The sequence below is a fragment of the Pseudomonas sp. KH_021 genome (assembly GCF_057838865.1).
The window spans coordinates 4107607-4133616 of the sequence record NZ_CM174477.1; the positions used below are offsets into that span (position 1 = coordinate 4107607).

The following is a 26010-nucleotide window of genomic DNA, read 5'->3' on the forward strand; positions in this document are numbered from 1 at the left end:
GATCAGAAGAGGTTGGCGTCGACCATACCGTGACGCACGGCGAGCAAAGTCAACTCTACGTCGCTTGTGACCGAAAGCTTCTCGAAGATCCGGTAGCGGTAGGTATTGACGGTCTTGGGTGACAGGCAAAGCTTGTCGGAAATGATCTGGACTTTCTGGCAGCCGACGATCATCAGGGCAATCTGGATTTCTCGCTCCGAGAGTAAATCAAAAGGTGATTGGCTAGTCTGGGGCTGAAATGACTTGAGCGCCAATTGCTGAGCGATTTGCGGCGAGATGTAGCGCTGCCCGGCAAACACCAAACGAATGGCCTGGACCATTTCATCCAGGCCCGCGCCCTTGGTCAGGTAGCCCGAAGCCCCGGCTTGCATCAGCCGGGTGGGAAATGGGTCGTCTTCACAGACGGTGACCGCCACGACCTTGATGTCAGGCTGGCTGCGCAACAGCTTGCGAGTGGCCTCCAGGCCGCCGATGCCAGGCATCTTGACGTCCATCAGGACCACGTCCGGCTTGAGTTCGCGAGCGATTTTCAGGGACTCTTCACCTGACTCGGCCTGCCCGATGACTTGCAGCCCGTCGATATCGGCCAACATCCGGGTAATGCCCGTTCGCACCAGGTCATGATCATCGACTACCAGCACCCTGATCAAGCAGATACCTCGCCTTTAGCTCTTTTAAATTGCCGCCACCTTAGCAAAAAAAACCGTGGCGAACCTAGCTCAAAGCGTCAGGTGTCCATCGCAACTGGGCGAAAAGACGACAATTTCAGGAGCGGACCATCATCGGCCTTGATCTTGCGCCCGGGTGAACTGTCGCTTCGGCCAGGCTCAAAACCAGTCGACTGAGGGCCTCCTGATCATGGCCACCCAGGACACGATAGCCGTGTAACAGCTGCTCTTCAGCCCCACTCAGGTACGCCAGCGGCTGCGGAGTGCGCACGCCGGTGAGCACATAAAGTACATCCACGCCCCGTGCGGCCACCGCGGCCAGATAGTCAGCCTTGGGCGTGCGTTCGCCGCTTTCATATTTACCCTGGGCATTGGGCTCCACACCACCGATGTCGCCAAACAACCGCTGAGTCAAGCCGAGCCGCTCTCGTTCTTCCCTGATACGCGATCCGATTCCATTCATTTGAATGTACAATCCTTCTATAAATAACCCTAACGGGTGATTTCATTCCACAAACTCATACGGATTTGAACTATGCACGGGATACGGACTGCCGCACAAGCCAAGGCTTGGCTCGACTATCAAGGCAAATCGGTCAAGGCGTTCGCGCGCGAACACGGCGTTGACCCCACCACGACCTATCACGTGCTGGCGGGTCGCAAAAAAGGACTGCGAGGCGAGTCCCACAAGGTCGCTGTGCTGTTGGGCATGAAACAGGGAGAGGCACCGGACCCGCTCCCGGAACATCACCGCTAGGGCGCCAGGCCAATACCCCGCAGGATGACCGAAGTGACGGTCTGCACGGCACGCTCGAACTGCAGGTCTGACAAGGGCTGATGCTCATTGAGCAGTGTCACCTGATGGTTGAAATCGGCGTAGTGCTGGGTCGAGGCCCAAATCATGTAGAGCAAGGCAGAAGGCTCCACCGGGAGAATCCGCTCTTGCTCGACCCAGCCACGGATCTTCGCTTCCTTCATCTTGGCCCAATCATAAAGGCTGGCGTCCAGAGACCGCCCCAGGTTGGGCGCGCCGTGGATAATTTCGCTCGCCCACACCCGCGAGCCATGCGGCCGGGTCCGTGAGTGTTCCATCTTGGCGCGAATGTAACTGCTGAGCACGACGCGTGGATCGTCGTACATCTCAAAGCTCAGCGCGTCCTGCTTCCACAAATCCAGCAGGCCCAGCAATACGGCTTCGTACAGTTCGGTCTTGGTAGAGAAGTAATAATGCAGGTTGGTGCGAGGCAAACCGACTTCCTGGGCGATATCCGCCATCGCCGCGCCGCCGAATCCTTTCTCGGCAAAGACCTTTTCAGCCGCCAACAGTATTTTTTCCACATTGCGGCGGCGAATTTCGATCTTGTGGTTAGCCATTGGTACGTCCATTTTCCCAAAACGTCGCCTAGGCTATCAGACGCCCGTGTCAGTCGCAGCTTCCTTGATGCGTGGGGAATAGTGCTGACAAACACCAGACAACACCCATCCCAGTCACATTGGCCTGGGCCATGCAACTGGGTTATGCGGTGCTCCCTCCTCAACCCAACGCGCGAGCTGATAGCAGACTGGGACTAACCTTCCTGACTGCAATAATCGGCCAATTTCAGATAATTCAGGGTCCGAAGCTGGCCGCTCGAATCCAGGTACATCATCTTGGCGTGCACCACTTCGCAGACCATAGGGTCGGGCGCTTCCATCCTCACCACTTTGGCAATGTCCAGCTTCATGCCGTACTGATAGGTGGTTTCCTGGCTTTGGGCCTGAACGCCCGTAACAACACTACTGAGTACCAATACTCCACTACCCAGCCAAAAACGCATATTCATGACGGTTCTCCAGGGTATGCGGCGGATCGGGCCTGCAGGTGTGCTGGCTACCGCCGTCATCCATTCAGTGTGGAACCTGGATCCACACCGTGACGCTCGAGGAGATAAACGGCCACGATGGCCGTCAGCCGGCAAGCCGTGCTGCTACCGGCGCGAACTCCATCGGCCGGAGTAGGAGCTGGGCTTGCCCGCGAAGCGTCATGCCTGACACACCGTGGTGGCTCCATCGCCGGCAAGCCGTGCTCCTACCGGCCGGAGGTGGCCAACCTGACTCTCGCCATCGCCACCATCAACGCCTGGAACCGCTTTGGCGTCGGCTTTGCCATGGTTCCGCCTAAAGGCGCACGGTTAGGTGCCTGTGACCCGGGCCCGGTAGCTGCCCGGGCTTTCGCCGGTCCATTTCTTGAACGCCCGGTGAAATGCGCTGGGCTCCTGGAAGCCCGTCTGTTCGGCGATTTCGGCAATGCTCAGGCGGCTGTCGTGTAAACGCTCGAACGCCATCGCGCGACGCACTTCGTCCTTGATCGCCTGATACGAACGCCCTTCACGCTCCAATTGACGGCGAAAAGTGGTCGGGGTCAACGTCATCTGTGCAGCCATCTCCAGCAAGGTCGGCCAATGCCCGTACTGACTGGCTCGCAACCGTCGATAGACCTGGTTGGCAACCCCGCCCTGATTTCGAAAGCGGATCACCAGCCACTGCGGGGCACTGCGCAAAAAGGTCTTTAGCGCCGCCAGGTCCTGGACCACCGGTAACTGCAGATATTCAGCGGCAAATTCGATTTCGGTGCGCCCGGCACCCAACACCCGGTTAGGCCCCCACAGGAACGGATCATCATCCAGCGCAGGCCTTGCATCGCGCAGCTCGGTGCGATCAATGGGAATACGTCGCCCACCCAGCCAGCACAACAGGCTGATTATCAACACCAGAAAGGTTTCTTCGGCATACACGCGTGCCTGTTTATCGCTTTGCTGGCTGTGCACGCTGATCACCGCACGTTGGCCGCGTATGCTCAAAGTACCGCGCATATCCCGTAAAAACAGCGCAAAATTACTCAGGCATTGGCGTAGCGCCTTGCCCAGGGTTGGCTCCTGGATCAGAGCGCGGCAGATCAAAGCAAAACTGCCCAGCGGCATGCCATGGGAATCGAGCCTGAAAAATTCATCTTCCAGCTCGTGGATCAAAATCAACCATAGGCGCGCAAAGGCGGGGGCCGACACCCGAGCTGTGTGATCAACCAAGGCGTCTGCGGCGATCCCGGCCTGAGCCAACATGCGCGCCACTTCGGTGGGCCGATCCTGTAATCGATAAAGCATGGTCTGGACGAAATAGGCCGCGACCGAATCATTATCCCGCATTGCATTCCCAGTGATGGCAACGGCCGTTTATGGCAAAAAATGCCAGGCCAAGTGGACAGTTTCGGCATAGTGTCAAAGGATCGACACCCCTAGACTCAATGTATCTGAAGGGTGGCGCCTGTCCCTGCGCACAATCGACCGGCACAAATAGCATGCCGCTGTCCGACTGCCAATGCCCTTTTCCCAGTAGCCCCTGACAAAGATCAGCGGAGTCGACCATGAACAATAATGACATCTATGTAGTAAGCGCCGTGCGCTCGGCCATCGGTACCTTCGGCGGCTCGCTCAAGGACCTGCCGCTGGCAGACCTGGCCAGCGCCCTCACCCGCGCCGCGCTGGAGCGCTCCAACCTCGCCCCTGAGCAGATCGGCCATGTGGTCATGGGTAACGTGATGCCCACCGAAGCTCGCGATGCCTACCTGGCTCGTGTCGCGGCCATGAACGCCGGCATCCCCAAGGAAACCCCGGCCTTCAACGTCAACCGCCTGTGCGGCTCGGGCCTGCAGTCCATCGTTTCGGCGGCGCAGAGCCTGATGCTCGGCGACGCTGGCGCTGTGATCGCTGCCGGTGCCGAATCCATGAGCCGCGGTCCTTACCTGCTGCAACAAGCCCGTTGGGGCGCACGCATGGGTGACTTCAAGGCTATCGACTACACCACTGGCATCCTGCACGACCCCTTCGAAAACTTCCACATGGGCATCACCGCCGAAAACGTCGCCGCTCGCAATGGCATCACCCGCCAAATGCAGGACGACCTGGCGCTGGTCAGCCAGCAGCGCGCCGCCCGCGCCATCGCCGAAGGCCGCTTCGACTCGCAGATCGTGCCGATCGAGCTGGTTACCCGCAAGGGCACCCAACTGTTCCAGGTCGACGAGCATGTACGCGGTGATGTGACCGCCGAGCAGCTGGCAAAAATGAAACCGGCGTTCAAGAAAGACGGCACCGTCACCGCGGGCAATGCCTCGGGCATCAACGACGGCGCCGCGGCGCTGGTGATGGCCACGGGTGCCACCGTTCAACGTGAAAACCTCAAGCCGCTGGCCCGCCTGGTCGCCTACGCCCACGCAGGCGTCGAGCCAGAACTGATGGGCCTGGGCCCGATCCCGGCCACGCGCCTGGCGCTGAAAAAGGCTGGCCTGTCCATCAGCGACCTGGATGTGATCGAGTCCAACGAAGCGTTCGCGGCGCAAGCCTGTGCCGTCAGCCAGGAGCTCGACTTCGACCCAGCCAAGGTCAACCCTAACGGTTCGGGCATCTCCCTCGGCCACCCGGTCGGCGCCACCGGCACCATCATTGCGACCAAGGCTATCCACGAATTGCACCGGGTGCAGGGCCGCTACGCTCTGGCAACCATGTGCATCGGTGGCGGCCAAGGCATTGCCATTATCTTCGAACGCGTTTGACCCCTTGGGGAGCAAGAACATGACTGTGCAAAATATTGCGGTGATCGGTGCCGGCACCATGGGCAACGGCATTGCCCAGGTCTGCGCCCTCGCGGGCTACTCCGTGACGCTGATCGACCTGTCGGCCGCTGCCCTGGAGCGCGGCTTGGCGACCTTGAGCAAAAACCTTGAGCGCCAGGTCAGCAAGCAGACGCTGACCGCCGAGCAGGCGGAGGCTGCGCGTCAGCGTATCCAGACCAGCACTGACTATGCCCAATTGGGCGCTGCCCAGGTAGTGATCGAAGCGGCCACCGAAAACCTCGATCTGAAGCTGCGCATCCTCAAGCAGATCGCTGAACAGGTCAGCACCGAGTGCGTGATCGCCTCCAACACCTCGTCGCTGTCGATCACTCAATTGGCGGCCAGTGTCAACGCGCCTGAGCGCTTTATCGGCCTGCACTTCTTCAACCCGGTGCCAATGATGGCACTGGTCGAAGTGATCCGTGGCTTGCAGACCAGCGATGCCACCCACCAGTTGGCCCTCGACCTGGCGACCCAAGTCGGCAAGACCCCGATCACCGCCGGCAACCGCCCAGGTTTCGTGGTCAACCGGATTCTGGTGCCGATGATCAACGAAGCGATCATGGTGCTGCAGGAAGGCTTGGCCAGCGCCGAAGACATCGACACCGGCATGCGCCTGGGTTGCAACCAGCCGATCGGCCCATTGGCACTGGCCGACCTGATCGGCCTGGACACACTGCTGGCAATCCTGGAAGCCTTCTACGACGGCTTCAACGACAGCAAATACCGTCCCGCCCCGCTGCTCAAGGAGATGGTTGCCGCCGGTTACCTGGGCCGCAAGAGCGGTCGCGGTTTCCACACCTACTGATAACCTCTGGAGCCTGCGCCATGTCCCGTCCCGACGACTACTGTTCACGTTATCAAGAAAGCCGGGACAAGGCGCTGGAGCTGTTCGCCTTGAAGGGCTTTGGCCAAGTCAGCATGCGCGAGTTGGCCACTCATCTGGGCATGACCGCAGGCTCGCTGTATCACCATTTCCCCAGCAAACAGCACCTGCTGTTTGAATTGATCGAAGAGCTGTTCGAGGAACTGCAGGCCGCATTGGTGGTGAGTAAGCGCCGCCTGTCGGCCAGCCATGACCTGCGCCGCGAGCTGATCCTGGCGCACTGGACGCTGCACCGCGAGCGCCCACTGCAATTTCGCCTGGCCGAGCGCGACCTGTGCTGCCTGAGCGAAACCCAGCAAGCCCACGTCAGCCGCTTGCGCGACCAATACGAGCAGCGCCTGCTGGAGCTGATAGCGCCTGATGCTGCATTGGGTACGCCCACCTCGAAGGCCGCTGGCCATGCCATCGCCACGCTGCTCAACAGCCTGCCCGATTGGCTGGGCAGCAGCCCCTTGGCCGAGTCGCAACGCCTTGCGCTGATGGAAGACATGGTATTGGGCGCTGTCGAGCGGACCATGGCCAGCGGCCTGTATCGCCAGCCTGCCCAGGCATGAATGGCAGAGAAAATCGTTAGCTACCTTTCTTTTATGCCCATCCCCAGCCATGATGAAACTCTTCTACCGCCTGCCCGCGAATGAGCCCATGTCTGTGCACGAACCTGCCCCACCTTCGTCGCTGTCGATAACCTGGCAGATCACTGCCATCGTTTTTCACACCTTTATTGCCTTCCTGTGCATCGGTTTGCCGATTGCCGTGCTGCCCAGCTATGTGCACGATCACCTGGGCTTCAGTGCGGTCATCGCGGGCCTGACCATTGGCCTGCAATACCTGGCCACCCTGCTCAGCCGGCCATTGGCCGGGCGCACGGCCGACACCCTGGGGACGCGGCGGGCAGTCACACTGGGCTTGATTGGGATTGTCTTGAGTGGTGGCCTGACTTGGCTGTCGGCCTGGGCTGATAGCCAGCCGCTGCTCAGCCTGAGCCTACTGTTGGGCGGACGCGTGCTGTTGGGCGTGGCTCAAGGCCTGATCGGTGTCGGCTCGCTCAGTTGGGGTATTGGCCAGGTGGGTGCCGACCATATCGCACGGGTGATTTCGCTGAACGGCATTGCGTCCTATGGCGCCATCGCCCTCGGCGCCCCGTTGGGGGTGCTGCTGGTTCAGCATTTTGGCTTCGCCTGGTTGGGCGTGGCCTTGATGATACTGGCGCTGGCGGCACTGGTGGTGATCAGCCGACAGTCAGCCCCGGCCATAGTGCGTGGGGAGCGCCTGCCCTTTTGGTCGGCGTTTGCACGCGTCTCGCCCTTCGGGCTGAGCCTGACCCTGGCGTCGATCGGCTATGGCACCCTGACCACGTTCATAACGCTGTACTACCTGGAAAAAGGCTGGGACGGCGCGGCCTGGTGCCTGACGGTGTTCGGCATCTGTTTCATCCTCTCACGGCTATTGTTCGTCAATGCGGTCAAGCAATGGGGCGGCTTTCGAGTGGCGGTCGCCTGCATGAGCATCGAAGCCGTGGGCCTGGCGTCTCTGTGGTTGGCACCTTCGACGGTGTTTGCCTTGATCGGTGCCGGCTTGGCTGGGCTGGGCCTGTCGCTGGTGTATCCGGCGCTGGGCGTGGAAGCGATCAACCGCGTGCCACCCTCAAGCCGAGGGGCTGGCCTGGGTGCCTATGCGGTGTTCTTTGACTTGGCGTTGGCAATGGCCGGGCCGTTGATGGGGGCCATTGCCCTCCACCAGGGATATTCGTCCATTTTCTTTTACGCCGCCTTGTTGTCAGTGGCGGGCGTGCTGTTGACCTTGGTACTGGCACGCAATACCTCACTGACTGATCGTCGGTCTGCATTGTAGCCGCTGCCGAAGGCTGCGATGCGGCCCGTCAGGGGCGCCAATGCGGTATTCAATATACCGCGCCCGCTGTGCGGTCGATCGCAGCCTCGCGGCAGCGGCTACGACAGGTTATCAAGCGGCAGCAAACTGCTCGCTGATTTGCGCCTGCGCATCACTCATGGCCTTGTTGCGCATATCGTCGCCATACGCCAAGCCGTGGGCACGGACAATTTCGACGTCGGTGATGCCGATAAAGCCCAGGAACACCTTGAGGAATTCCTCATGGCCAACACCGGTCGGTTGACCCACGTGCAGGCCACCGGAGGTGGATACGATCACGACTTTCTTGCCACCACACAGGCCTTCAGGGCCGGCTTCAGTGTAGCGGAACGTCTTGCCAGCGATGGCAATCCGGTCGATCCAGGCCTTGAGCTGGGTAGGAATGCTGAAGTTGTACATCGGTGCTGCGATCACCACCGCGTCAGCGTCCAGAAACTCCTGCAACGTGTCGGCGCTCAGCTTGGCTTCGTGCTGCTGGGCAGCGTCGCGCAGCTCGTCCGGGGTGCCGGCGGCCACCAGCGTGGCGGCGGAAAAGTGGCTTAGAGCGTCGGCTGCCAGGTCACGGTAGGTCACTTGCACGGCGGGTTCAGCCACTTGCCAGGCGTCTACCAGGCTGCGGCTCAGTTGGCGCGAAGCCGAGTTGTCGCCAAGGATGCTGGAATCGATATGCAACAGTTTCATGAGTAGTCTCCTGAGAGTGGGATCGCGCCAAGGGCGATCAAGCTGGAGACAATCCTACACAAGCAAGCAATGGATGATTAGTCGGTATAAATGCGCTAGTTTGTCCCACACACAGGACAATCGAGCCTCGCCATGCAAGACCTCAACGACCTCTATTACTTTGCCAAAGTTGTGGAAGCCGGCGGTTTTGCCGCTGCCGGCCGGCTGCTGGGCATTCCCAAGTCGCGCCTGTCACGACGTATCGCTGAGCTGGAAGAGCGCCTGGACGCGCGATTGCTGCAACGCACCACCCGGCAACTCAAGCTCACTGCCGTGGGTGAACGCTACCTGCGCCATTGCCAGGCCATGTTGCTGGAGGCGGAAATGGCCGATGAAGCGGTCGCCAGCATGGCCAGTGAGCCACGCGGCCGTTTGCGCGTCTCCTGCCCGGTGGGCCTGGCCCATGAGCTATTGCCTGCGGCGATTACCAGCTTTCTGGCCCGCTACCCTCACGTGCAACTGGAAATGGTATTGCTCAATCGCCGGGTCGATCTGATCACCGAAGGCATCGATGTGGCCTTGCGGGTGCGCGAATTGGGGGATGAAGACCCGATGCTGGTCACCAAACGCCTGCGCCAGGCCAGGACCATTCTGGTCACCTCCCCTGCCTTGCTTGCTCAACACAGCATCCGCAGCCCCGAAGATCTGGCGTCAATGCCCGTGCTGGGGGCCCTGGAGGCTGATCGCATGGTGCATTTGAGCATGCTCGATGAACAGGGCAACAAGCACGATTTGGTACTGGAAGCGCGGCTGGGCATTGATGACTTCGTGGTACGCAAGGCCGCCACCGTGGCGGGCCTGGGCTTTACTCAACTGCCGATCATGTATTGCGAGGACGCCCTGGCCAGCGGCGAGCTGGTCCATGTACTGCCGGACTGGTCGATGCCGGGGGGCTGGCTGCAGGCGGTTTATCCGCATCGGCGCGGCGTATCGCCTGCGGTGAGAGCCTGGATCGACCATCTGGAGGAAATATTCAAAGGCTGCGGGGAGCGATTTGTGTGAAAAAGGCACGCCCGCAGATCGGCCTGAAGCTTTAGCCCTGGGCAGTCGCCCAGTTGACCCAGCCAAAGTACCAGGTCGCCAGAATCAGCAAGCCGAAGGCAATTCGGTACCAGGCGAACAGCGCATAGCTGTGATTGGCGATGAATTTCAGCAGGCCTCGCACGGCGATCATGGCGAAGATGAACGACACCACGAAACCGAGGGCGAACACTGGGAAGTCGGCCGGCTGGAACAGGTCACGGTACTTATAGCCCGAGTACACGGCCGCACCAACCATGGTCGGCATCGCCAGGAAGAACGAAAACTCGGTTGCCGCCTTGCGTGACAAGCCGAACAGCAAGCCGCCGATAATGGTCGAGCCGGAGCGCGAGGTGCCTGGAATCATGGCCAGGCACTGGACCAGGCCGATTTTCAGGGCGTCTGTCCAGCGCATGTCGTCGACGTGGTCAACGCGGATCTGGTGTTTGCGCCGCTCGGCCCAGAGCATGATCACACCGCCCACCACCAATGCCACGGCCACGGTGATCGGGTTGAACAAGTAGTGGTGGATCAGGTCTGCGAACAACACCCCGAGCACCACCGCTGGCATGAACGCCACCAGTAGATTGACGGTAAAGCGTTGCGCCGTGCGCTGGGTCGGCAAGCCGACGACAACGTCTAGAATCTTACGCCGAAACTCCCAGACGACCGCCAGAATCGCACCCAACTGGATAATGATGTTGAAGGCCATGGCCCGTTCGCCACCAAAGCCGATCATGTCGGCGACGATGATCTGGTGACCGGTACTGGAAATCGGAAGAAATTCCGTCAAGCCTTCGACAATACCAAGAATCAATGCCTGTATGGCGGTCCAAAAATCCATCATTCCCCCATGAGGCCATGCTCCGAGCAGGACCCATTTCTATATGTATTGATGCGCCCTTGTAGGAGCAGAGCTTGCTCGCGATGAAATCGCTGCGGTTTTCAGGTAGACCGCAGCGATGCCATCGCGAGCAAGCTCTGCTCCTACGGGGTTAGGTTGTAAGCAACCGTTTCGCGGCCGGAATGCTAACAGACCTTCCTGGCAAACGTTGCGGTCTGATCCGCGCTTTGCGCAGATTTCACGTTGGTTCGCGCCAGACAACCGTCACTGGTGATTCTCGATACGCACCTGCAGAACGAGCCAGACCCTGTTTGGTCATTACCCGACCTGGCTCGCCTGAAACGGGGCAAATGCTCATTTTTGAAACACTCTCCTCCCCGCAAACCCGCCAAATAAAGCTCCTCAGGCTGCCGGGCAGCAATGTGTTAAGCCATTGATACAGTCATCAAGCAGCGCCAATAACGAGCAATGCCGGACAGATGAACGGGGCAATCACGGGATATCTGTATCAGGGGCGTTACATCTATTTATTGACTCATCCGATTAAAAATCACAACCGACTGTTTTAAAACAAAAAATAAAAAACGGCACACCTTCTGCTCTCTCCCTCATAACGCTGAAAGGGCCAGCGATCTATTTACAGAAGGAATTGCCGTCGTGGGGAAATTTGATAAAGGCATTTATCGCCTCCTGCTGATCGGATGTGCATTGGGATCGACCGTCAGTCTGCCTGTCCAAGCCGACAATGGGCTCATCACCATTACCCGTGATGTCCAAACCCGCAATGCAACGCGTGCCCCCCTGATTCCAGACCCGAACCCCACCACCGTCAATGCCAACCCGTCCGCGCAGATCCTCAGGCAGACGAACGAGTTGAGCGATGATGACTTTGCCAGCGTCGCCAGCGGTGCCGGCATCTCCTCGATGATCACTCAACAAACCAACAACCTGGGCAGCAATATCAACAACCAGACGCAACTGCCCAATATGGCCGGTGGGCGTTCTGGAAACTCCGGTAGCGGCATCGCCGACATGGTCAATTCAAACGTCCAGCAAGGCCTGGGCGCTCTGAAAATCATAACCGGAGGCCGGTGAAATGAGTCGCACTCTACTGATCCTGGCCATGTTCTGCAGTGCGCAGGCTTATGCCCAGTCCCCTGTGATCTATCAAGTCCCTGTGATCGATAACGCCAACATCGACAACTCTGGCAAGCAGTACCGGGGCAACCTCAGCGTCAACCAGGCTGCAGGCGATCTACAGCAACAGGCCAATGCCCGGGCAATCGCCATTGGTCGTGATGCCAGCGCAACCACCCAGATTCGCCAACGGTTGCGCACCCCTGCCGACCCTAGGGTCGGCGCCCGATCCGGTATTGAAGGCGACTCTTTTAGTCACGGCAATGGCGTACTGGGTGTCAACCAGAGCGCGGGTGCCAACACACAGCAAGCCAATGCCCTGCGGATCAGCGTCAGTGCTCAGCCGCAAAGTATCGATGACAGCGTCCTCAAGCAACAGAACGTGGCGCTGCGCAACAACTCCGATTCAACTGATTCCGCACCCGGCTATCGCCAGGTCGCTACTAGCGACCAGGCCTTCACCGGTAGTCGTGGGGTGGTTCAGTTGAATCAGAGCGCCGGGGTGGGAAACCGAATGGCCAACACCCTAAGCGTACGGGTCGTTGATTGACCCAAGCAGGAAAGAACAACACTTAACCTAAAAAAAATCAAGTACGGAGAATCACCATGAAACCTTCAATGGCACTAAAGCCTCTGGTTTTCGCAATTGCTGCGGTCATGGCTGTTGCTGTACAAGCGGAAGAAGGTGGTAACGGCGGCTATTACGGAGGTGGCTATCACGGCGGCGGCCATCACTACAAAAAACCTGCCAAAAAAGTATACGTCGATGCCACGGCGAAGGCGTACGACAAGCAATCCAGTACGTACAATTTCATCAAAAACGAGGGGACGCAAAACAAAGCCAAGATCACCGACTCGATTTCGGGCAGCAGCGGCAACGTTGGCGTCAACGTGGCTGCAGGCGACGGCAACCAACAAGACAACGCGGCAGCCATCGCCAACGCCCAATCCTCAAATTATGACCTGGATAACTCCTTCGTGTTTGGCAATGCCGACGCCACCGCCAAAGTGAGGCAATACAGCAATGACAACAAAGTCATCAACTACAACAGCACCGCGTCTGCTGTGATGAGCGGCTCGGCCAATGGCGGCAGCGGCAACCTTGGTGTCAACCTTGCTGCCGGCGACCTGAACCAGCAGAAAAACACCATGGCGATTGCCAACTCCAACGCTCCGCTGGGTAACGCCACCGCCTCCGCCTCCGCCCACCAAAGCGGCCCTGGCCTGGTAGTGATTAACAACGGCGATCGGACCTACACCGTGGATACGCTGTCGCTGACCACAACGTACAGCGGTTCGCAGTCTTCCGATTGGGAATCCGATTTCAGCTTTGATAAAAGTTCCAAGCATAGCTTTGATGTGAGCGGCTACAAAAAATACAGTTCGAGCGGTTCTCATGAATCGGATTATAAAAACACAAAAAAAGTCAGTTTGAGTGCTGACCTGGACGTTGAACTTGACGCTTCCAAAACCAAGACTTGGACCAATGGCTACCACCAGCACAGCAAGAGCGTGGCTGTAGAAGCAGACCTCGATGTATCGCTCGACGCATCGATCAAAAAAACTTACGAAAATTCACACGAGTCCTCGTTTGATAACAAGTACAAATCGTCGTTCGCCAAATCGTTCGACAAATCGTCTAAACACTCGTTGGACGTAGAAAAGAGCTACAGTCAGTCTAGTGAGTGGGAGTTGAGCAACACCGTGACCTGGCAAGTGCTGACCCCTACTGGCTGGGCAAACCCTGTCACCAACACCGCCACCTTGAGCGGCTCGGTAACGGGCTCCAGCGGCAACGTGGGCGTCAACGTGGCAGCAGGTGTAGGCAACCAACAAAGCAACTCGTTGGCCATCGCCAACACCTCCATGTAATTGCAACACACTCGAGGCCCCCGTTTTGGGGGCCTTTTTTCAACCCAACCAGAAGGCGGCCCACCATGCGCATTATCGCCTTGGCGTTTTTACTTTGTGTAGCCAGTCTGAGTGAAGCCGCACCCATGCCACTCTCTGTCTTGCCAGGCGGGGCGGTGGTATACAAGCCGATCCAAAGCATTCGCGAGCGCAAGTTTGCCGACCTGGTTCAACAGAAAACCGACTTCAGTTGCGGCGCGGCTGCCCTGGCGAGCATATTGCGCCAGGCCTATTGGCTGGACGTGACCGAAGATCAACTCATCGAAGGCATGCTGGCTCACGCCGACCAGAATCTGGTGCAGGTGCAGGGTTTTTCCATGCTTGACATGAAGAACTACGTAGAAAGCATCGGCATGCGGGCCCGGGGTTACCGGGTAGCGCCGGAAACGCTGCACAGTATCCGTATCCCTGTCGTGGTACTGATGGACGTTCGTGGCTATAAACACTTTGTGGTCATGCAAAAAGCCGACAAAGACTGGGTGTATATCGGTGACCCGGTCCTGGGTCACAAACGCTACACCTTCGACGACTTTCTTAAAGGCTGGAACGGTATCGTCTTCGCCGTCATAGGCCAGGGTTACGACAAGGCCAATGCCTTGCTCGACCCACCGCTGCCACTGACCGCCAAGAACCGCATCAACACCTTCAGCCCGGTGCAAGACGCAGAGTTGATGGATTTCGGATTCATCCAAAGCGACTTCTTCTAATGACAAGGGAGCATGAAGCTCCGGGAGTATCCAATGAAGACTCCATACTGGCTGGCTGTCCTTTGCATTGCCGCCAGCCTGCCGACCCAGGCACAAACGTTCAAACCCATTGAACTGAAGGATTCGGAATTGGCCACCCTGCGGGGTCGCTATGTCATGCCAGGAAGGATCATCAGTTTCGGGATTGTCATGACCAGCACCTGGCAAAATGCCAACGGTGACATGATCGGGGCAACCTCTTCGATGCAGATTCAACAATCTACCATCAAGCCACAGTTCTATGTCGCGATGATCGACAAAAAAGGCGGCAATGGTTCGATGCAATCACAGGGCACCGGTACCGTCACAGGCGGTGGTGGCCTCAACAGCACCGAAGGCGTGACTCAGGTCGTGCGTGCTGCCGGCGACAATAACACTGCCTACAACAACGTGGACATCAACGTCCAAGAGGCCAGCCAGGCAACCGCCATGCAACAACCCATAGGCCAGGCATTGGCCGCGGGCGCGACCCTGGTCAGCTCCAACGAGGCAGGTACCCTGAGCGTCTCCTCCACCGGTACCGGCGTGCAACTGAACATCGTGGCCAACAACAATCAGGGCGCCACCACGCAACGCTTGGCCCAGGGTGGACTGATGCAGAACACGACCTTGCTGGGAGGGGGCAATAAGGTCAACAACTTCACTTCGTTGAACGTGGTGCTGCGCGACAACCTGCCGACAGCCAGCACGCTCAACGGAAATCTCGATCAACTCAAAGGCCTACGCACTTTCGGATACTGATCTACGCTCTGTCTCATCACCTGTAGTCAGAAGGGACGGCTAACCCATGCACCGAACGTTAAAAGCAGTCGTTTGTTTGAGTACCCTGTTCCCGGCCACATTGCTGCAAGCAGCACCGGACGCACAGGTAGAAGCCCTAAAACAAGAACTCATGGAGCTGAAACAGCGTTACGAAGCACAACAGAACGCGCTGATGGTGCTCGAACAGCGCGTTCGCCAAGTCGAAGAAACACCTGCGACACCCGCCCCCAAACGCCTCACCAAATCCCCGGCCGAACAGACCCAGGGCGGGCAATCCTTGGCCGCAGGGGCACCGGGGACCAGCTCCTACGGGCAATCGCTCAAAGAAGACTCGGAACCTGCACAAAGCGTTTCCAACCTGTATGACGAGGCCAGCGGTTTCTTTGGCAGGGGCAAGTTCAGCGTCGAAACCGGCTTGAGCTACACCCACTACGACACCCGTGCCCTGACGCTCAATGGCTTCCTGGCACTGGACTCGATTTTTCTCGGCAACATCAACCTCGACCGTATCAAGGCCGATAACTGGACCCTGGACCTGACCGCTCGCTACAACCTGGATCAGCGTTGGCAATTCGATGTGAACCTCCCAGTGGTCTACCGCGAGTCGACCTATTCGTCTGGCGGCGCAGGTGGCGCCGGCCCAGTGACATCCGATGCGACCGTCACCCGCGACCCCAACATCGGCGATGTCAACTTTGGTGTTGCGTACAAGTTCCTGGATGAATCGCCCTACCTTCCCGACGCGGTCTTCACGCTGCGTCTCAAGGCGCCGACCGGTGAGGAGCCGTACGGCATCAAGTTGGTCAACGACCCCGACAACGACAACTTGTCGGTGCCCCAGGACCTCCCTACCGGCAACGGCGTCTGGTCGATCACTCCGGGTATCTCGCTGGTCAAGACCTACGACCCTGCCGTGCTCTTCGGCAGCCTGGCCTACACCTACAACATGCAGGACTCTTTCGACGACATCAGCTCGCAGATCGACACCAAAGTCCCGGGTGACGTGAAACTTGGCAACTCCTGGCAGATCGGTGCCGGTATTGCGTTTGCCTTGAACGAGAAGATGAGTATGTCGTTTTCGTTCTCCGACCAATTCTCCGACAAGAGCAAGATCAAGCCCGACGGTGGCGACTGGCAGTCGGTGCCCAGCAGCGACTTCAACGCGGCCAACTTCAACATCGGCATGACCCTTGCCGCTATGGACAACCTGACGATCGTCCCCAACCTGTCCATTGGACTGACCGACGACTCGCCAGACTTCTCCTTCAGCCTGAAATTCCCGTACTACTTCTAAGCACCCCCACATGAAAAAGCCCGCTTCGGCGGGCTTTTTGGTTGCTGACAAACCGCGGTGTTTTCATCGCGGGTAAACCCGGCTCCTACAGGTCCGTGTAGGAGCCAGCCTTGGCTGCGATGGCCATAGGTATCTACACAATTCTGGGGCAGCGCGGCTCTTGTAGCCGCTGCCGAGGTACGAGGCTGCGATCGGCGGCGAAGCCGTCGTAAATTCAGGCCCTTCGGTGTGCCTGATGGATTACGGTCTCAGGTTTTACGGCCGCTTCGCTGCCGATCGCAGCCTCGTACCTCGTCAGCGGCTACATTCGTAGCAGTAGACGAGTTCAGCGAGGCCAGGTCCGGGGACGTAGTCCTCGCAAAGCCTGTACTCGCGGTGTATCTGAATACTGAAGTGCCAGGTTTTACGACTGCTGCGCAGCCGGACGTGGCCTCGTTCTACTCGTCCACTGCTACGAAATGCAGTACACCAAAAGATGTGTAGATACCTATGCGGCGATGGCCACACCGCGATGCATCAGGCAAACCGTGGCGCATTCATCGCGGGCAAGCCCCAGCTCCTACAGATTTGGGTAGGAGCCAGGGCTGCGATGGGCACACAACGGCATTTATCGTTCAGTCAGCGGATCTGATGCTTGTGCAACAGCCGATAAAAAGTGGGCCGCGAGATACCCAGTACTTTGGCCGCGATACTCAGGTTGTCACCGTGACGATTGAGCACATCGCACAATGCCTGGCGCTCGGCCCGGTGCTTGTAATCTTCGAGTGTGCCCATCGACGGTGCCACCGGGTGGTGGCTGAGCAGGCCCAGGTCCTGGGCCTCGATTTGCCGACCCTCGGCCAGGACCAGGCCACGCCTTACCCGGTTGGCCAGTTCGCGAACGTTACCCGGCCAGTCATGCTTGCCCATGGCAACCAGGGCATCTTCACTGAAACTGCGCGGACGCCGGCCGGTTTCCAGGCTATAGAAATGGGAAAAGTGGTTGGCCAGCATCGATAGGTCACCATGCCGCTCGCGCAAGGGAGCGGTCACCACCTGCAGTACGTTGAGCCGGTAGTACAAGTCTTCGCGAAATCGCCCCTTGGCGATGGCATTTTCCAGATCCACGTGCGTCGCCGCCAGGACGCGAACATCCACCGGAATCGGCTGGCTGCCACCGACACGCTCGATATGTTTTTCCTGCAGAAAGCGCAGCAGGTTGGCTTGCAACTCCAGCGGCAGATCGCCGATCTCGTCAAGAAACAGAGTACCGCCATGGGCCGCCTCGATCCGACCGACCTTGCGTTGGTGAGCGCCGGTAAAAGCGCCCTTCTCATGCCCGAACAGCTCGGACTGGATCAAGTGTTCTGGAATAGCCCCGCAGTTGATGGCCACAAAAGGCTTGGCATGGCGGTGCGACTGACGATGCAGTGTGCGGGCAACCAACTCCTTGCCGGTACCGCTTTCACCGCGGATCAACACCGGCGATTCGGTGGGTGCCAGTTTGCTCAACAGTTTGCGCAGATCACGAATCGGTCGGCTGTCGCCTAACAGCTCATGGGACTCTTCATCCACATAAATCGAGCCTTTGCCGCGCAGACGTGCCATGCCAAAGGCTCGCCCCAGAGTCACTTGGACGCGGGAGACATCGAAGGGCAAGGTATGGAAGTCAAAAAACCATTCGCAGACAAAATCGCCCACGTTCTGTACCCGCAGCACTTCCTGATTCAGCACGGCAATCCACTCAGTGCCGCTTCGACTGATCAGGTCTTTGACCGCTTCTGGGCGTTTAAGGTGTTCGGGTTGCAAACGTAACAGGCCGACATCACAACGGCGCTCTGCAGCACCTTCGAGCGTGCAACTGTCGACATCCCAACCCACGGTACGCAAACCCGGCAATAACTGATGACAGTCATCGCATGGATCAACAATCAACAGGCGACGGGTGGTTGCTGTTTCAAGCATGACCGTTCCTTGGCGCCAATTATTGGAAATATGAGTAGAAACAGTAGTTTGGCTGGCCCGTGTGTAACAGTAGCAATGAACTTGACGCGGCCCACTACCGTTGGTCTGCCGGCGTGACACTTTGTCATCGTACCGTTGAATTTTCCTGTTAATTCAACGTCTGAGGCTGCGAGCACTACTGTAAAAAAAACTGACACTGAAAAAATCTTTCGACGTTATGTGACTCCCTCCCCCTCACCGGGCATCAACCAATAACTCACCGCAACGACGCGGTGGACAAAACACATGTTTGGGCACACAGAGAGACTGACCCCATGAACGCTCCGCTGCGTATCAACGAAGCACTTCTGATTGCCGGCCACGCCTTCGAACCCTTCCAGTGCGTTGTATGGGGTGATGGCAGTGGCGAACTGAGCTTGCGGGTCATCGACAAGACCAGCAATCCCTTGGGCTCCAAACAGATGTCCAGCAGCACTTATTCCGATCCTGTGCAACTGGCCAGTTTGATCGAGGAAGTTCGCGCCGAACTTAGCGGCCAAGGGTATAACCTGAAAAGTTGGTCGATGCCTTCGTAAGCTCGAAGTAGGAGCCGGCTTTAGCCGCGATGAAAGCACCGCGGTACATTAGGCAAACCGCGGTGTTTTCATTGCGGCTAAAGCCGGCTCCTACTTACAAACTTTCGATATGCCGGTACTCGGCCTGCAATTGATTGGCCAACTGGCGCGCTCGACCTAATCGGATCGGGCCACTTTCAATGTCGATGACCATACTTGGGCAACCCATGACTTGAGGGTCTTGCCATTGTTTAATGCGTCCATCGGTCACGACGATACAGCGACGCTCTTCAGTCCCATGGCTTTTCTGCCGAACACTCAACCACGCTCTTGCCTGCTCCAGTGCCTCGGTCAGCGGTGTGCCGCCCCCAGCCCCCAGGTTATCGAGCCAGGGCCGCAGCGCCCTAGACGCTTTCAAGCCATGGCGCTGCCATTGGGGCTGGCTGCCACTGGCGGTCAATAGCGCCAGGCGTGCGCGGCTGCGATAGGCGTGATCGAACAGTTGCACGAGCATTCCCTTGGCCTGGCTCAATGCCTGGTGCCGACGCGTAGACGCCGAGGCATCGACAATCACCAGCCACAATTGGGCTGGGGCTGCCTTGCGGGTACGCCAACGCAAATCGACCGCTCGTTTCGGACGACCAGCCAGTAAAGTGGCCAGCCAATCTACTGAGCCTTGTTTAGCCGCGCGCGAGCGCCCTTGATTGCCTTGGTCGACTCGGCCTGCACGAGGTCTGGCATCCATCCCGCGAGCGGGTCGCGGGTGGATGCTCAGGGCTTTTTTGGCCAGCTCGGCACTTCGCGGCGCGCGCCGATGGCCACCGGCTGGGGCGGTAACTCACCCCACTGGCCCGGCGCACGCTCAGCGGCGTCCGGCTGCTGGGGGCTGGGCGCCTGCCCTGTGGCATTAGAGGGGGGATTGGCGTGTTCGCGGCGACGGTGACGCAAGGCAAAATCGGCCACTGCATCAATATCGCAGGCTTCAATGGCCAATGCTGCACGCCAAGCGGCATGCGCTCGTGCGGCGCGCAGCCAGACCAGATCGGCTCGCAAGCCATCAACCCCCGCAGCAAAACAGCGAGCGGTGATTTGCTCCAGCGCCCAATCGTCCAGGGCGATCTCTTGCAGTGTTTCGCGAGCCTGTTGGCAACGCTCGCGCAAGGCCTGCTGGGGCGCAGCCCATTGCGCACAAAAGCCTTCGGGGTCAGTGTCGAAAGCCAGTCTTCGTCGAATGATCTGCCCGCGCGCCTCAGGCTGCGGCTGGCTATCTAGCGCCACGTTCAAGCCGAATCGATCGAGCAGTTGCGGGCGCAGCTCGCCCTCCTCCGGGTTCATGGTGCCAATCAGCACAAAGCGCGCGTTATGCCGGTGCGAGATGCCGTCGCGTTCGATGCGGTTGACGCCGCTGGCGGCCACATCCAGCAGCAGGTCCACCAAGTGATCAGGCAGCAGATTGACCTCATCCACATACAACACACCGCCGTCAGCCTTGGCCAGCACACCCGGGGAAAATTGCGCGCGGCCCTCGCCCAACGCCGCGTCAAGATCCAGTGTGCCGACCAAGCGCTCTTCGGTTGCGCCCAAAGGCAAGGTCACAAACTGCCCACTCGCCAGCAAGTCGGCCAGCCCGCGCGCCAAGGTGCTCTTGGCCATGCCACGCGGGCCTTCGATCAGCACTCCGCCGATCTTCGGGTCGATGGCGGTCAGGCACAGTGCCAGCTTCAAGTCGTCGGCCCCCACTACGGCGGCCAGGGGGAAATGCGGCAGTTCGTTCATTGCAGAGTCTCGTTCAGGCATCTTCTTCACTGTCCAGCAGCACCTCTTCCAGTGCCTGTCGGTAGTCGCCAGGCGCCTCCCATAGCCCACGCTGCTGGGCTTCAAGCAGGCGTTCGGTGATATCGCGCAGCGCGTGCGGGTTGTGCTGCTGGATAAAGGCCCGGGTATCGCTGTCCAGCACATAGGCGTCGGCCAGCAGTGCGTAATGGTGATCGTCGATCAGATGCGTGGTGGCATCGAAGGCGAACAGGTTATCGACGGTAGCGGCCAGTTCAAAGGCACCTTTGTAGCCGTGACGCTTGATGCCTTCGATCCATTTCGGGTTGACCGCCCGGGCGCGCACCACCCGATTGAGCTCTTCTTTCAGGGTGCGCACTCGCGGCACATCCGGCTGGCTGTGGTCACCGTGATAACTGGCCGCCACGCCGCCGCCCAAAGTTTCGGCGGCGGCCAACATGCCACCCTGGAACTGATAGTAGTCGTTGGAATCGAGCAGGTCGTGTTCACGGTTGTCCTGGTTCTGCACCACCGCCTGCACCTGGCTAAGGCGTCGCGCAAAGTGCTCGCGTGCCGGTGTGCCTTCATCAGTACCGCCATAGGCAAAGCCACCCCAGTTGAGGTAGACCTCGGCCAAGTCTTCACGACTGTGCCACAACCGGCCATCAATCGCGTTCTGCACGCCGGCGCCATAGGCCCCAGGCTTGGCGCCAAAGATACGCCAACCGGCCTGGCGTGCGGCCTGGTCGGCGCTCAAGCCCTCGGCCACTAACTGCTCGCGTTCTTGCCGGACCCTGGCGGCCAGCGGGTTCATGTCGTCCGGCTCATCCAGCGCAGCCACCGCCTGTACCGCCGCATCGAACAGCCGGATCAGGTTGGCGAATGCGTCGCGAAAGAACCCGGAGACCCTGAGCGTGACGTCCACGCGCGGGCGGTCGAGCAGGCTCAGGGGCAGGATTTCAAAGTCATCGACGCGCTGACTGCCAGTCGCCCATACCGGGCGTACACCCATCAGCGCCATGGCCTGGGCAATGTCATCGCCACCGGTACGCATGGTGGCGGTGCCCCAGACTGATAGCCCAAGCTGGCGCAGATAGTCGCCATGGTCTTGCAGATGGCGCTCAAGAATCAGGTTGGCGGAGGCAAAGCCAATCCGCCATGCCGTGGCGGTGGGCAGGTTGCGGACATCGACGGTGAAGAAATTGCGCCCGGTGGGCAGCACGTCCATTCGGCCGCGGCTGGGCGCGCCACTGGGCCCGGCCGGGACAAAGCGCCCTTCCAGGGCGGCCAGCAAGCCAGCGATCTCGGCCGGGCCACAGGCGTCCAAGCGCGGCGCGACGGTGTCTTTCAGGCCCTGAATGATGTCAGCCACTGGCAACCAGGCATCGCTTTGCGGCAACTGCTCGGTGCCGGCCATGGCCTGTTCGATCAGTAGCGCCGCGAAAGTTTCCAGGCGCTCGCGGGTATCGCCGGCGGTGCGCCAGAGCGCGCTGTCCAATGCCTGCAAAGCGTCTGGTCGCGGCCCGTTCCAGGGCTCGCCCAGATCACAGTCCAGCGGGTCGACAGCCAGTCCGAACGCCGTGGCCAATGCGCGCAACAGGCTGGCGTGAGGGCCTCGACCGTCTCCCCGGGGAATGCGCAGCAGCGCCAGCAAGGTGTCGATGCGCAGGCGCCCCACCGGTGACTCGCCAAACACATGCAGGCCATCACGAATCTGCGACTCCTTGAGGTCGCACAAATACGTGTCCAACCGTGGCAGCCAGACTGACGCATCGGCATCACCGTCCAGCTCACCTTCCAACGCCAGTTCGCGGTCGATATGGGTCTCGCGCACCAAGGCCAGAATGTCACGCTGCAGGGCCTGGGCGCGGCGCGGGTCAAGCAACTGCGCCTCGTAGTACTCATCGGCCAAGAGCTCAAGGTGGCGCAATGGCCCGTAGGTTTCAGCACGGGTCAGCGGCGGCATCAAGTGGTCGATAATGACCGCCTGAGTCCGCCGCTTGGCTTGGGCGCCCTCGCCTGGGTCGTTGACGATAAAGGGATAGATATTCGGCATCGGCCCCAGCAGCGCGTCGGGCCAGCACTGTTGCGACAGGCCCACGCCCTTGCCCGGCAGCCACTCCAGGTTGCCGTGCTTGCCCACATGAATCAGCGCGTCGGCACCGAAGCTGTATCGCAGCCAGAAATAGAACGCCAGATAGCCATGGGGCGGGACCAGCTCAGGGTCGTGGTACACCGCACTGGGATCAACCTGATAACCACGGGCGGGCTGGATGCCGACGAACGTCAGGCCAAAGCGCAGGCCTGCGACCATCAGTCGGCCGCTACGAAACATCGGGTCTTGCTGCGGCTCGCCCCAACGTTCACGCACCGCCTGTTGGTTAGCCTCGGGCAATCGGGCGAACGCTGCCAGGTAATCCTCCAGCGCCACGCTCTGGGCACAGGGGCGTTGGTCGAGGCTGTCCAGATCGTTGGTGACGCCGCCGAGCAACGCCTGGATCAGCGCGGTGCCGCTGTCGGGCAAACTGTGGAGCGGATAACCCTCGGCTTGCAGCGCACGCAGAATATTCAGCGCCGCGGCCGGCGTGTCCAGGCCGACGCCATTGCCAATGCGACCGTCCCGGGTCGGGTAGTTGGCCAGCACCAGCGCCACGCGCTTCTGTGGATTGGGTAAGCGCGCCAGCTCCGCCCAGCGCCGCGCCAGCTCAGCGACGAAGTCCATACGTTCGGGGTGGGCGCGGTAGCAGACCACATCCGACTGGCTGCGCTCACTGCGCCAGGCCAGGTCCTTGAAACTGATCGGCCGGCTAATGATGCGCCCGTCCAGCTCCGGCAAAGCAATATGCATGGCCAGGTCCCGCGGGCCCAGCCCCTGTTCGCTGGACTCCCAGCCGGGCTGGTTGTCTTGCGCGCAGATGGCCTGGATCACTGGAATGTCGCGGCGAAACGGCCGCAGGTGCGGGGCTTCAGGGCTCGACTGGGCAAACCCTGTGGTGTTGAGAATCACCGAGGCGTTAACCTCATCCAGCCAGTCCTCGACCTGAGCCAGGCAAGCAGGCTCCTTCAAGCTGGCGACGGCAATGGGCAGCGGGTTGAGCCCAGCCAACTGCATACGCTGGCAAAACACATCGACAAATGCGGTATTGGCGGCCTGCAGGTGCGAGCGATAGAACAACAGCGGCACCACCGGCTGATCGACGCGCCAGTCACGGCGCCAGTCATCCAGGTCCGCCCGGGCATGGGCCGGGTGATACAGCGCCGTGCGCGGCAGCACCTCGGGTTCGTCCCAGGCATAGTCGCGACCCAGCCATTGATTGGCCAGGCAACGATAAAGATTCAGCGCATTGGCCTTGCCGCCCTGGCGCAGGAAATGCCAGAGCCGCTCAGCCGCTGGGCCCGTGACGGTGCCCAGGTCTGTCAGCTCAGGGTCGGGCCGGTCGTCGCCCGGCACCATGATCAATTGCACACCGCGCTCGGCAAGCGCCACCAATTGCTCGACACCATAGCGCCAGTAACCGACGCCACCGTGCAGCGACACCAGGATGACCTTGGCGTGGCGCAATACCTGGTCGATATAAAGATCGACCGAGGCGTGATTCTGCACCTGCATGGGATTGGCCAGGCGCAGGCTGGGAAAATCTTGGGGCAACTGCTGGGCGGTTTCGGCCAGCAGTGCCAGGTGTGAATCGCCGCTGCAGAGAATCACCAGCTCAGCCGGTGTCTGGCCGAGATCGGCAATGCTGTCGTCCGGCACAAAGCCGCCGGGCTGGGTCCGCAGCAGGTGCACGGGTCAGACCAGCGCGGCGCGCAGTTGCTGCTCGATCAGCGCAGCATCGAGCTGCTGACCGATCAGCACCAAGCGGCTGCTGCGAGGTTCATCGGCGCGCCAGGCGCGGTCGAAATGCTTGTCAAAACGCGTGCCCACGCCCTGGATCAGGAGGCGCATTGGCTTGCCATTGATGGCAGCAAACCCTTTGACGCGCAGGATGCTGTGTTCAACCACCAGCGAGGTCAGGGCATCGAGCAATTGGCTTTCATCGGAAGCCGGCACTTCGATGGAGATCGAGTCGAAGGCATCGTGATCGTGGTCGTCTTCTTCATGATCATGATGATCGTGGTGAGTGCGCCGGCCATCGATGTGGGCTTCCGACTCCGCGCCCAGGCCCAGCAGCACGTCCAGTGGCAGGCGGCCGCTGCTGGCTTCGATCACCTTGACCGCGGGTGGCAATTCTTCGGCGACTTCGGCACGCACTGCGGCCAAGGCAGCGGGCTCGATCAGATCAGCCTTGTTGAGAATCACCAGATCGGCGCTGGCCAGCTGGTCGGCGAACAGTTCATGCAGAGGTGATTCGTGGTCCAGGTTCGGGTCCAGTTTACGCTGGGCGTCGACCTGGTCGGGGAAGGCAGCGAAGGTGCCCGCGGCCACGGCCGGGCTGTCGACCACGGTAATCACCGCATCCACCGTGCAGGCATTGCGGATTTCCGGCCATTGGAAGGCCTGCACCAGCGGTTTTGGCAGCGCCAGGCCCGAGGTTTCGATCAAGATATGGTCCAGGTCGCCGCGGCGTTCCACCAGTTCACGCATCACCGGGAAAAACTCTTCCTGAACGGTACAGCACAGGCAGCCGTTAGCCAGTTCATAGACGCGACCGCTGGCTTCCTCTTCGGTGCAGCCAATGTTGCACTGCTTAAGGATCTCGCCGTCGATGCCCAGCTCGCCAAATTCGTTGACGATCACGGCAATGCGCCGGCCCTGGGCGTTGTCGAGCATATGCCGCAGCAAGGTGGTCTTGCCCGAGCCGAGGAAGCCGGTAACGATGGTGACGGGGAGTTTAGCCAGTGTTTTCATGTCGATGCCCTTGGCAAAATGGCGGGCATGCAGGACGAGAACCGCGCGTGTTGGGCACGCGGGCGCGTTCGCCACCGGATCACCCCGCCCGGTTGAAAGTGAGAAGCTGTCCGAGGCAGGTCTCCTGGCTTGCGGCATGCCGTTGGTCGGCGGCCCGGGCACCTTCCCGCGCCGTGCGCAGTGGCTTTGCCCTGACTCTTGTCGCTTACAGTTGCGGGGGCAGCCGCGGCATTGACCGCGTTCCCGTCTTAGCTGCGACCTGGGCCGCAGAACCTCGAGGGTGCAAGGCTACGCAGTGCGTGGGGGGAGGTCAATGTTCGCGGGGGCTGTCTGCCCGCCGATTCGGTAAATCCTCAAAAGAGGCGGT

25 protein-coding genes, 1 pseudogene and 1 riboswitch are annotated in these 26010 nt (G+C 59.9%); of the genes and pseudogenes, 14 read left to right on the plus strand and 12 right to left on the minus strand.

Annotated elements, in window-relative coordinates; translation table 11 throughout:
* Positions 1-2: 2 nt before the first annotated feature.
* On the minus strand, positions 3-650 hold the full coding sequence (gene gacA, locus AC3IX4_RS18890) for a response regulator transcription factor GacA (protein WP_489256923.1): 648 nt from the start codon (positions 648-650) through the stop codon (positions 3-5).
* A gap of 115 nt (positions 651-765) precedes the next feature.
* Positions 766-1131 carry a helix-turn-helix domain-containing protein gene (locus tag AC3IX4_RS18895; RefSeq protein WP_489256924.1) on the minus strand — a complete coding sequence of 122 codons (366 nt, stop codon included), beginning with the start codon at positions 1129-1131 and terminating at the stop codon, positions 766-768.
* Positions 1132-1203: 72 nt separating this feature from the next.
* On the opposite strand from AC3IX4_RS18895, the gene AC3IX4_RS18900 reads away from it, so the two are divergent.
* Positions 1204-1425, plus strand: a complete 222-nt coding sequence (locus tag AC3IX4_RS18900) for a DNA-binding protein (protein ID WP_489256925.1) — start codon at positions 1204-1206, stop codon at positions 1423-1425.
* On the opposite strand, the gene AC3IX4_RS18905 is transcribed toward AC3IX4_RS18900, so the two are convergent.
* Both AC3IX4_RS18905 and AC3IX4_RS18910 read right to left on the minus strand, forming a co-directional pair.
* Entirely contained in the window at positions 1422-2042 is a 621-nt protein-coding gene (locus AC3IX4_RS18905; protein WP_489256926.1) for a TetR/AcrR family transcriptional regulator, read from the minus strand. The two genes, AC3IX4_RS18900 and AC3IX4_RS18905, sit on opposite strands and share 4 nt — an antisense overlap.
* Before the next feature lie 194 nt (positions 2043-2236).
* On the minus strand, positions 2237-2491 hold the full coding sequence (locus tag AC3IX4_RS18910) for a DUF2790 domain-containing protein (protein ID WP_489256927.1): 255 nt from the start codon (positions 2489-2491) through the stop codon (positions 2237-2239).
* A gap of 252 nt (positions 2492-2743) precedes the next feature.
* Between AC3IX4_RS18910 and AC3IX4_RS18915 the strand changes: the two are divergent.
* Positions 2744-2824: pseudogene (locus AC3IX4_RS18915) on the plus strand (carboxymuconolactone decarboxylase family protein); the annotation flags it as partial.
* A 15-nt stretch (positions 2825-2839) separates the two neighbouring features.
* Here AC3IX4_RS18915 and AC3IX4_RS18920 read toward each other — a convergent pair.
* Positions 2840-3850: an AraC family transcriptional regulator gene (locus AC3IX4_RS18920; protein WP_489256928.1), complete on the minus strand. Its 1011-nt coding sequence runs from the start codon at positions 3848-3850 to the stop codon at positions 2840-2842.
* 218 nt (positions 3851-4068) lie between these two features.
* Here AC3IX4_RS18920 and AC3IX4_RS18925 point away from each other — a divergent pair, with 218 nt between their 5' ends.
* The 4 genes from AC3IX4_RS18925 to AC3IX4_RS18940 all read left to right on the plus strand — a co-directional run bounded on the left by AC3IX4_RS18925 (position 4069) and on the right by AC3IX4_RS18940 (position 8050).
* The gene (locus AC3IX4_RS18925; protein WP_489256929.1) at positions 4069-5253 is read left to right on the plus strand and encodes an acetyl-CoA C-acyltransferase family protein; all 1185 of its coding nucleotides are present in this window, start codon (positions 4069-4071) and stop codon (positions 5251-5253) included.
* 19 nt (positions 5254-5272) lie between these two features.
* Entirely contained in the window at positions 5273-6121 is an 849-nt protein-coding gene (locus AC3IX4_RS18930) for a 3-hydroxybutyryl-CoA dehydrogenase (RefSeq protein WP_489256930.1), read from the plus strand.
* A 20-nt stretch (positions 6122-6141) separates the two neighbouring features.
* Positions 6142-6753: a TetR/AcrR family transcriptional regulator gene (locus tag AC3IX4_RS18935; protein WP_489256931.1), complete on the plus strand. Its 612-nt coding sequence runs from the start codon at positions 6142-6144 to the stop codon at positions 6751-6753.
* An 88-nt stretch (positions 6754-6841) separates the two neighbouring features.
* Positions 6842-8050 carry an MFS transporter gene (locus tag AC3IX4_RS18940; RefSeq protein WP_489256932.1) on the plus strand — a complete coding sequence of 403 codons (1209 nt, stop codon included), beginning with the start codon at positions 6842-6844 and terminating at the stop codon, positions 8048-8050.
* Between the two features lie 111 nt (positions 8051-8161).
* Here AC3IX4_RS18940 and AC3IX4_RS18945 read toward each other — a convergent pair whose 3' ends face one another.
* Positions 8162-8770, minus strand: coding sequence for an FMN-dependent NADH-azoreductase (locus AC3IX4_RS18945; protein WP_489256933.1), 609 nt, complete (start codon positions 8768-8770; stop codon positions 8162-8164).
* A gap of 132 nt (positions 8771-8902) precedes the next feature.
* Between AC3IX4_RS18945 and AC3IX4_RS18950 the strand changes: the two genes are divergently transcribed.
* Entirely contained in the window at positions 8903-9811 is a 909-nt protein-coding gene (locus AC3IX4_RS18950) for a LysR substrate-binding domain-containing protein (protein ID WP_489256934.1), read from the plus strand.
* 31 nt (positions 9812-9842) lie between these two features.
* Here AC3IX4_RS18950 and AC3IX4_RS18955 read toward each other — a convergent pair whose 3' ends face one another.
* Positions 9843-10673, minus strand: a complete 831-nt coding sequence (locus AC3IX4_RS18955) for an undecaprenyl-diphosphate phosphatase (protein ID WP_489256935.1) — start codon at positions 10671-10673, stop codon at positions 9843-9845.
* Positions 10674-11330: 657 nt separating this feature from the next.
* Between AC3IX4_RS18955 and fapA the strand changes: the two genes are divergently transcribed.
* The 6 genes from fapA to fapF all read left to right on the plus strand — a co-directional run bounded on the left by fapA (position 11331) and on the right by fapF (position 16523).
* Positions 11331-11768: a fibril amyloid chaperone protein FapA gene (gene fapA / locus AC3IX4_RS18960; protein ID WP_489256936.1), complete on the plus strand. Its 438-nt coding sequence runs from the start codon at positions 11331-11333 to the stop codon at positions 11766-11768.
* 1 nt (position 11769) lies between these two features.
* Entirely contained in the window at positions 11770-12360 is a 591-nt protein-coding gene (gene fapB / locus AC3IX4_RS18965) for a fibril amyloid subunit FapB (RefSeq protein WP_489256937.1), read from the plus strand.
* A gap of 56 nt (positions 12361-12416) precedes the next feature.
* On the plus strand, positions 12417-13682 hold the full coding sequence (locus AC3IX4_RS18970; RefSeq protein ID WP_489256938.1) for a heme utilization protein: 1266 nt from the start codon (positions 12417-12419) through the stop codon (positions 13680-13682).
* A gap of 65 nt (positions 13683-13747) precedes the next feature.
* Positions 13748-14428: a C39 family peptidase gene (locus AC3IX4_RS18975; RefSeq protein ID WP_489256939.1), complete on the plus strand. Its 681-nt coding sequence runs from the start codon at positions 13748-13750 to the stop codon at positions 14426-14428.
* A 33-nt stretch (positions 14429-14461) separates the two neighbouring features.
* Positions 14462-15208, plus strand: a complete 747-nt coding sequence (gene fapE, locus AC3IX4_RS18980) for a fibril amyloid subunit FapE (protein ID WP_489256940.1) — start codon at positions 14462-14464, stop codon at positions 15206-15208.
* A 46-nt stretch (positions 15209-15254) separates the two neighbouring features.
* Complete coding sequence (gene fapF / locus AC3IX4_RS18985; protein WP_489256941.1) at positions 15255-16523, plus strand: fibril amyloid transporter FapF; 1269 nt, start codon at positions 15255-15257, stop codon at positions 16521-16523.
* Positions 16524-17141: 618 nt separating this feature from the next.
* On the opposite strand, the gene AC3IX4_RS18990 is transcribed toward fapF, so the two are convergent.
* Positions 17142-18467 carry a sigma-54 dependent transcriptional regulator gene (locus tag AC3IX4_RS18990; RefSeq protein WP_489256942.1) on the minus strand — a complete coding sequence of 442 codons (1326 nt, stop codon included), beginning with the start codon at positions 18465-18467 and terminating at the stop codon, positions 17142-17144.
* 314 nt (positions 18468-18781) lie between these two features.
* On the opposite strand from AC3IX4_RS18990, the gene AC3IX4_RS18995 reads away from it, so the two are divergent.
* Complete coding sequence (locus AC3IX4_RS18995; RefSeq protein ID WP_489256943.1) at positions 18782-19042, plus strand: DUF1652 domain-containing protein; 261 nt, start codon at positions 18782-18784, stop codon at positions 19040-19042.
* A 94-nt stretch (positions 19043-19136) separates the two neighbouring features.
* On the opposite strand, the gene AC3IX4_RS19000 is transcribed toward AC3IX4_RS18995, so the two are convergent.
* From AC3IX4_RS19000 to cobW, 4 genes are read right to left on the minus strand one after another with little or no spacing between them, the layout of a single operon-like run.
* A complete protein-coding gene (locus tag AC3IX4_RS19000; protein WP_489256944.1) occupies positions 19137-19766 on the minus strand; it encodes a vWA domain-containing protein in 630 nt (209 codons plus the stop codon).
* Between the two features lie 26 nt (positions 19767-19792).
* The gene (locus tag AC3IX4_RS19005) at positions 19793-20797 is read right to left on the minus strand and encodes a magnesium chelatase ATPase subunit I (protein ID WP_489256945.1); all 1005 of its coding nucleotides are present in this window, start codon (positions 20795-20797) and stop codon (positions 19793-19795) included.
* A 13-nt stretch (positions 20798-20810) separates the two neighbouring features.
* Positions 20811-24581 carry a cobaltochelatase subunit CobN gene (gene cobN, locus AC3IX4_RS19010; protein ID WP_489256946.1) on the minus strand — a complete coding sequence of 1257 codons (3771 nt, stop codon included), beginning with the start codon at positions 24579-24581 and terminating at the stop codon, positions 20811-20813.
* Positions 24582-24584: 3 nt separating this feature from the next.
* Positions 24585-25643, minus strand: coding sequence for a cobalamin biosynthesis protein CobW (gene cobW, locus AC3IX4_RS19015; protein WP_489256947.1), 1059 nt, complete (start codon positions 25641-25643; stop codon positions 24585-24587).
* 97 nt (positions 25644-25740) lie between these two features.
* Positions 25741-25935: riboswitch (cobalamin riboswitch) on the minus strand.
* Positions 25936-26010 lie beyond the last annotated feature (75 nt).

Coding starts and splice junctions, on each gene's coding strand:
- AC3IX4_RS18895 (WP_489256924.1), bottom strand. CDS start 1,131: ATGAATGGAATCGGATCGCGTATCAGGGAAGAACGAGAGCGGCTCGGC.
- AC3IX4_RS18900 (WP_489256925.1), top strand. CDS start 1,204: ATGCACGGGATACGGACTGCCGCACAAGCCAAGGCTTGGCTCGACTAT.
- AC3IX4_RS18905 (WP_489256926.1), bottom strand. CDS start 2,042: ATGGCTAACCACAAGATCGAAATTCGCCGCCGCAATGTGGAAAAAATA.
- AC3IX4_RS18910 (WP_489256927.1), bottom strand. CDS start 2,491: ATGAATATGCGTTTTTGGCTGGGTAGTGGAGTATTGGTACTCAGTAGT.
- AC3IX4_RS18920 (WP_489256928.1), bottom strand. CDS start 3,850: ATGCGGGATAATGATTCGGTCGCGGCCTATTTCGTCCAGACCATGCTT.
- AC3IX4_RS18925 (WP_489256929.1), top strand. CDS start 4,069: ATGAACAATAATGACATCTATGTAGTAAGCGCCGTGCGCTCGGCCATC.
- AC3IX4_RS18930 (WP_489256930.1), top strand. CDS start 5,273: ATGACTGTGCAAAATATTGCGGTGATCGGTGCCGGCACCATGGGCAAC.
- AC3IX4_RS18935 (WP_489256931.1), top strand. CDS start 6,142: ATGTCCCGTCCCGACGACTACTGTTCACGTTATCAAGAAAGCCGGGAC.
- AC3IX4_RS18940 (WP_489256932.1), top strand. CDS start 6,842: ATGTCTGTGCACGAACCTGCCCCACCTTCGTCGCTGTCGATAACCTGG.
- AC3IX4_RS18945 (WP_489256933.1), bottom strand. CDS start 8,770: ATGAAACTGTTGCATATCGATTCCAGCATCCTTGGCGACAACTCGGCT.
- AC3IX4_RS18950 (WP_489256934.1), top strand. CDS start 8,903: ATGCAAGACCTCAACGACCTCTATTACTTTGCCAAAGTTGTGGAAGCC.
- AC3IX4_RS18955 (WP_489256935.1), bottom strand. CDS start 10,673: ATGGATTTTTGGACCGCCATACAGGCATTGATTCTTGGTATTGTCGAA.
- fapB (WP_489256937.1), top strand. CDS start 11,770: ATGAGTCGCACTCTACTGATCCTGGCCATGTTCTGCAGTGCGCAGGCT.
- AC3IX4_RS18970 (WP_489256938.1), top strand. CDS start 12,417: ATGAAACCTTCAATGGCACTAAAGCCTCTGGTTTTCGCAATTGCTGCG.
- AC3IX4_RS18975 (WP_489256939.1), top strand. CDS start 13,748: ATGCGCATTATCGCCTTGGCGTTTTTACTTTGTGTAGCCAGTCTGAGT.
- fapE (WP_489256940.1), top strand. CDS start 14,462: ATGAAGACTCCATACTGGCTGGCTGTCCTTTGCATTGCCGCCAGCCTG.
- fapF (WP_489256941.1), top strand. CDS start 15,255: ATGCACCGAACGTTAAAAGCAGTCGTTTGTTTGAGTACCCTGTTCCCG.
- AC3IX4_RS18990 (WP_489256942.1), bottom strand. CDS start 18,467: ATGCTTGAAACAGCAACCACCCGTCGCCTGTTGATTGTTGATCCATGC.
- AC3IX4_RS18995 (WP_489256943.1), top strand. CDS start 18,782: ATGAACGCTCCGCTGCGTATCAACGAAGCACTTCTGATTGCCGGCCAC.
- AC3IX4_RS19000 (WP_489256944.1), bottom strand. CDS start 19,766: ATGGATGCCAGACCTCGTGCAGGCCGAGTCGACCAAGGCAATCAAGGG.
- AC3IX4_RS19005 (WP_489256945.1), bottom strand. CDS start 20,797: ATGAACGAACTGCCGCATTTCCCCCTGGCCGCCGTAGTGGGGGCCGAC.
- cobW (WP_489256947.1), bottom strand. CDS start 25,643: ATGAAAACACTGGCTAAACTCCCCGTCACCATCGTTACCGGCTTCCTC.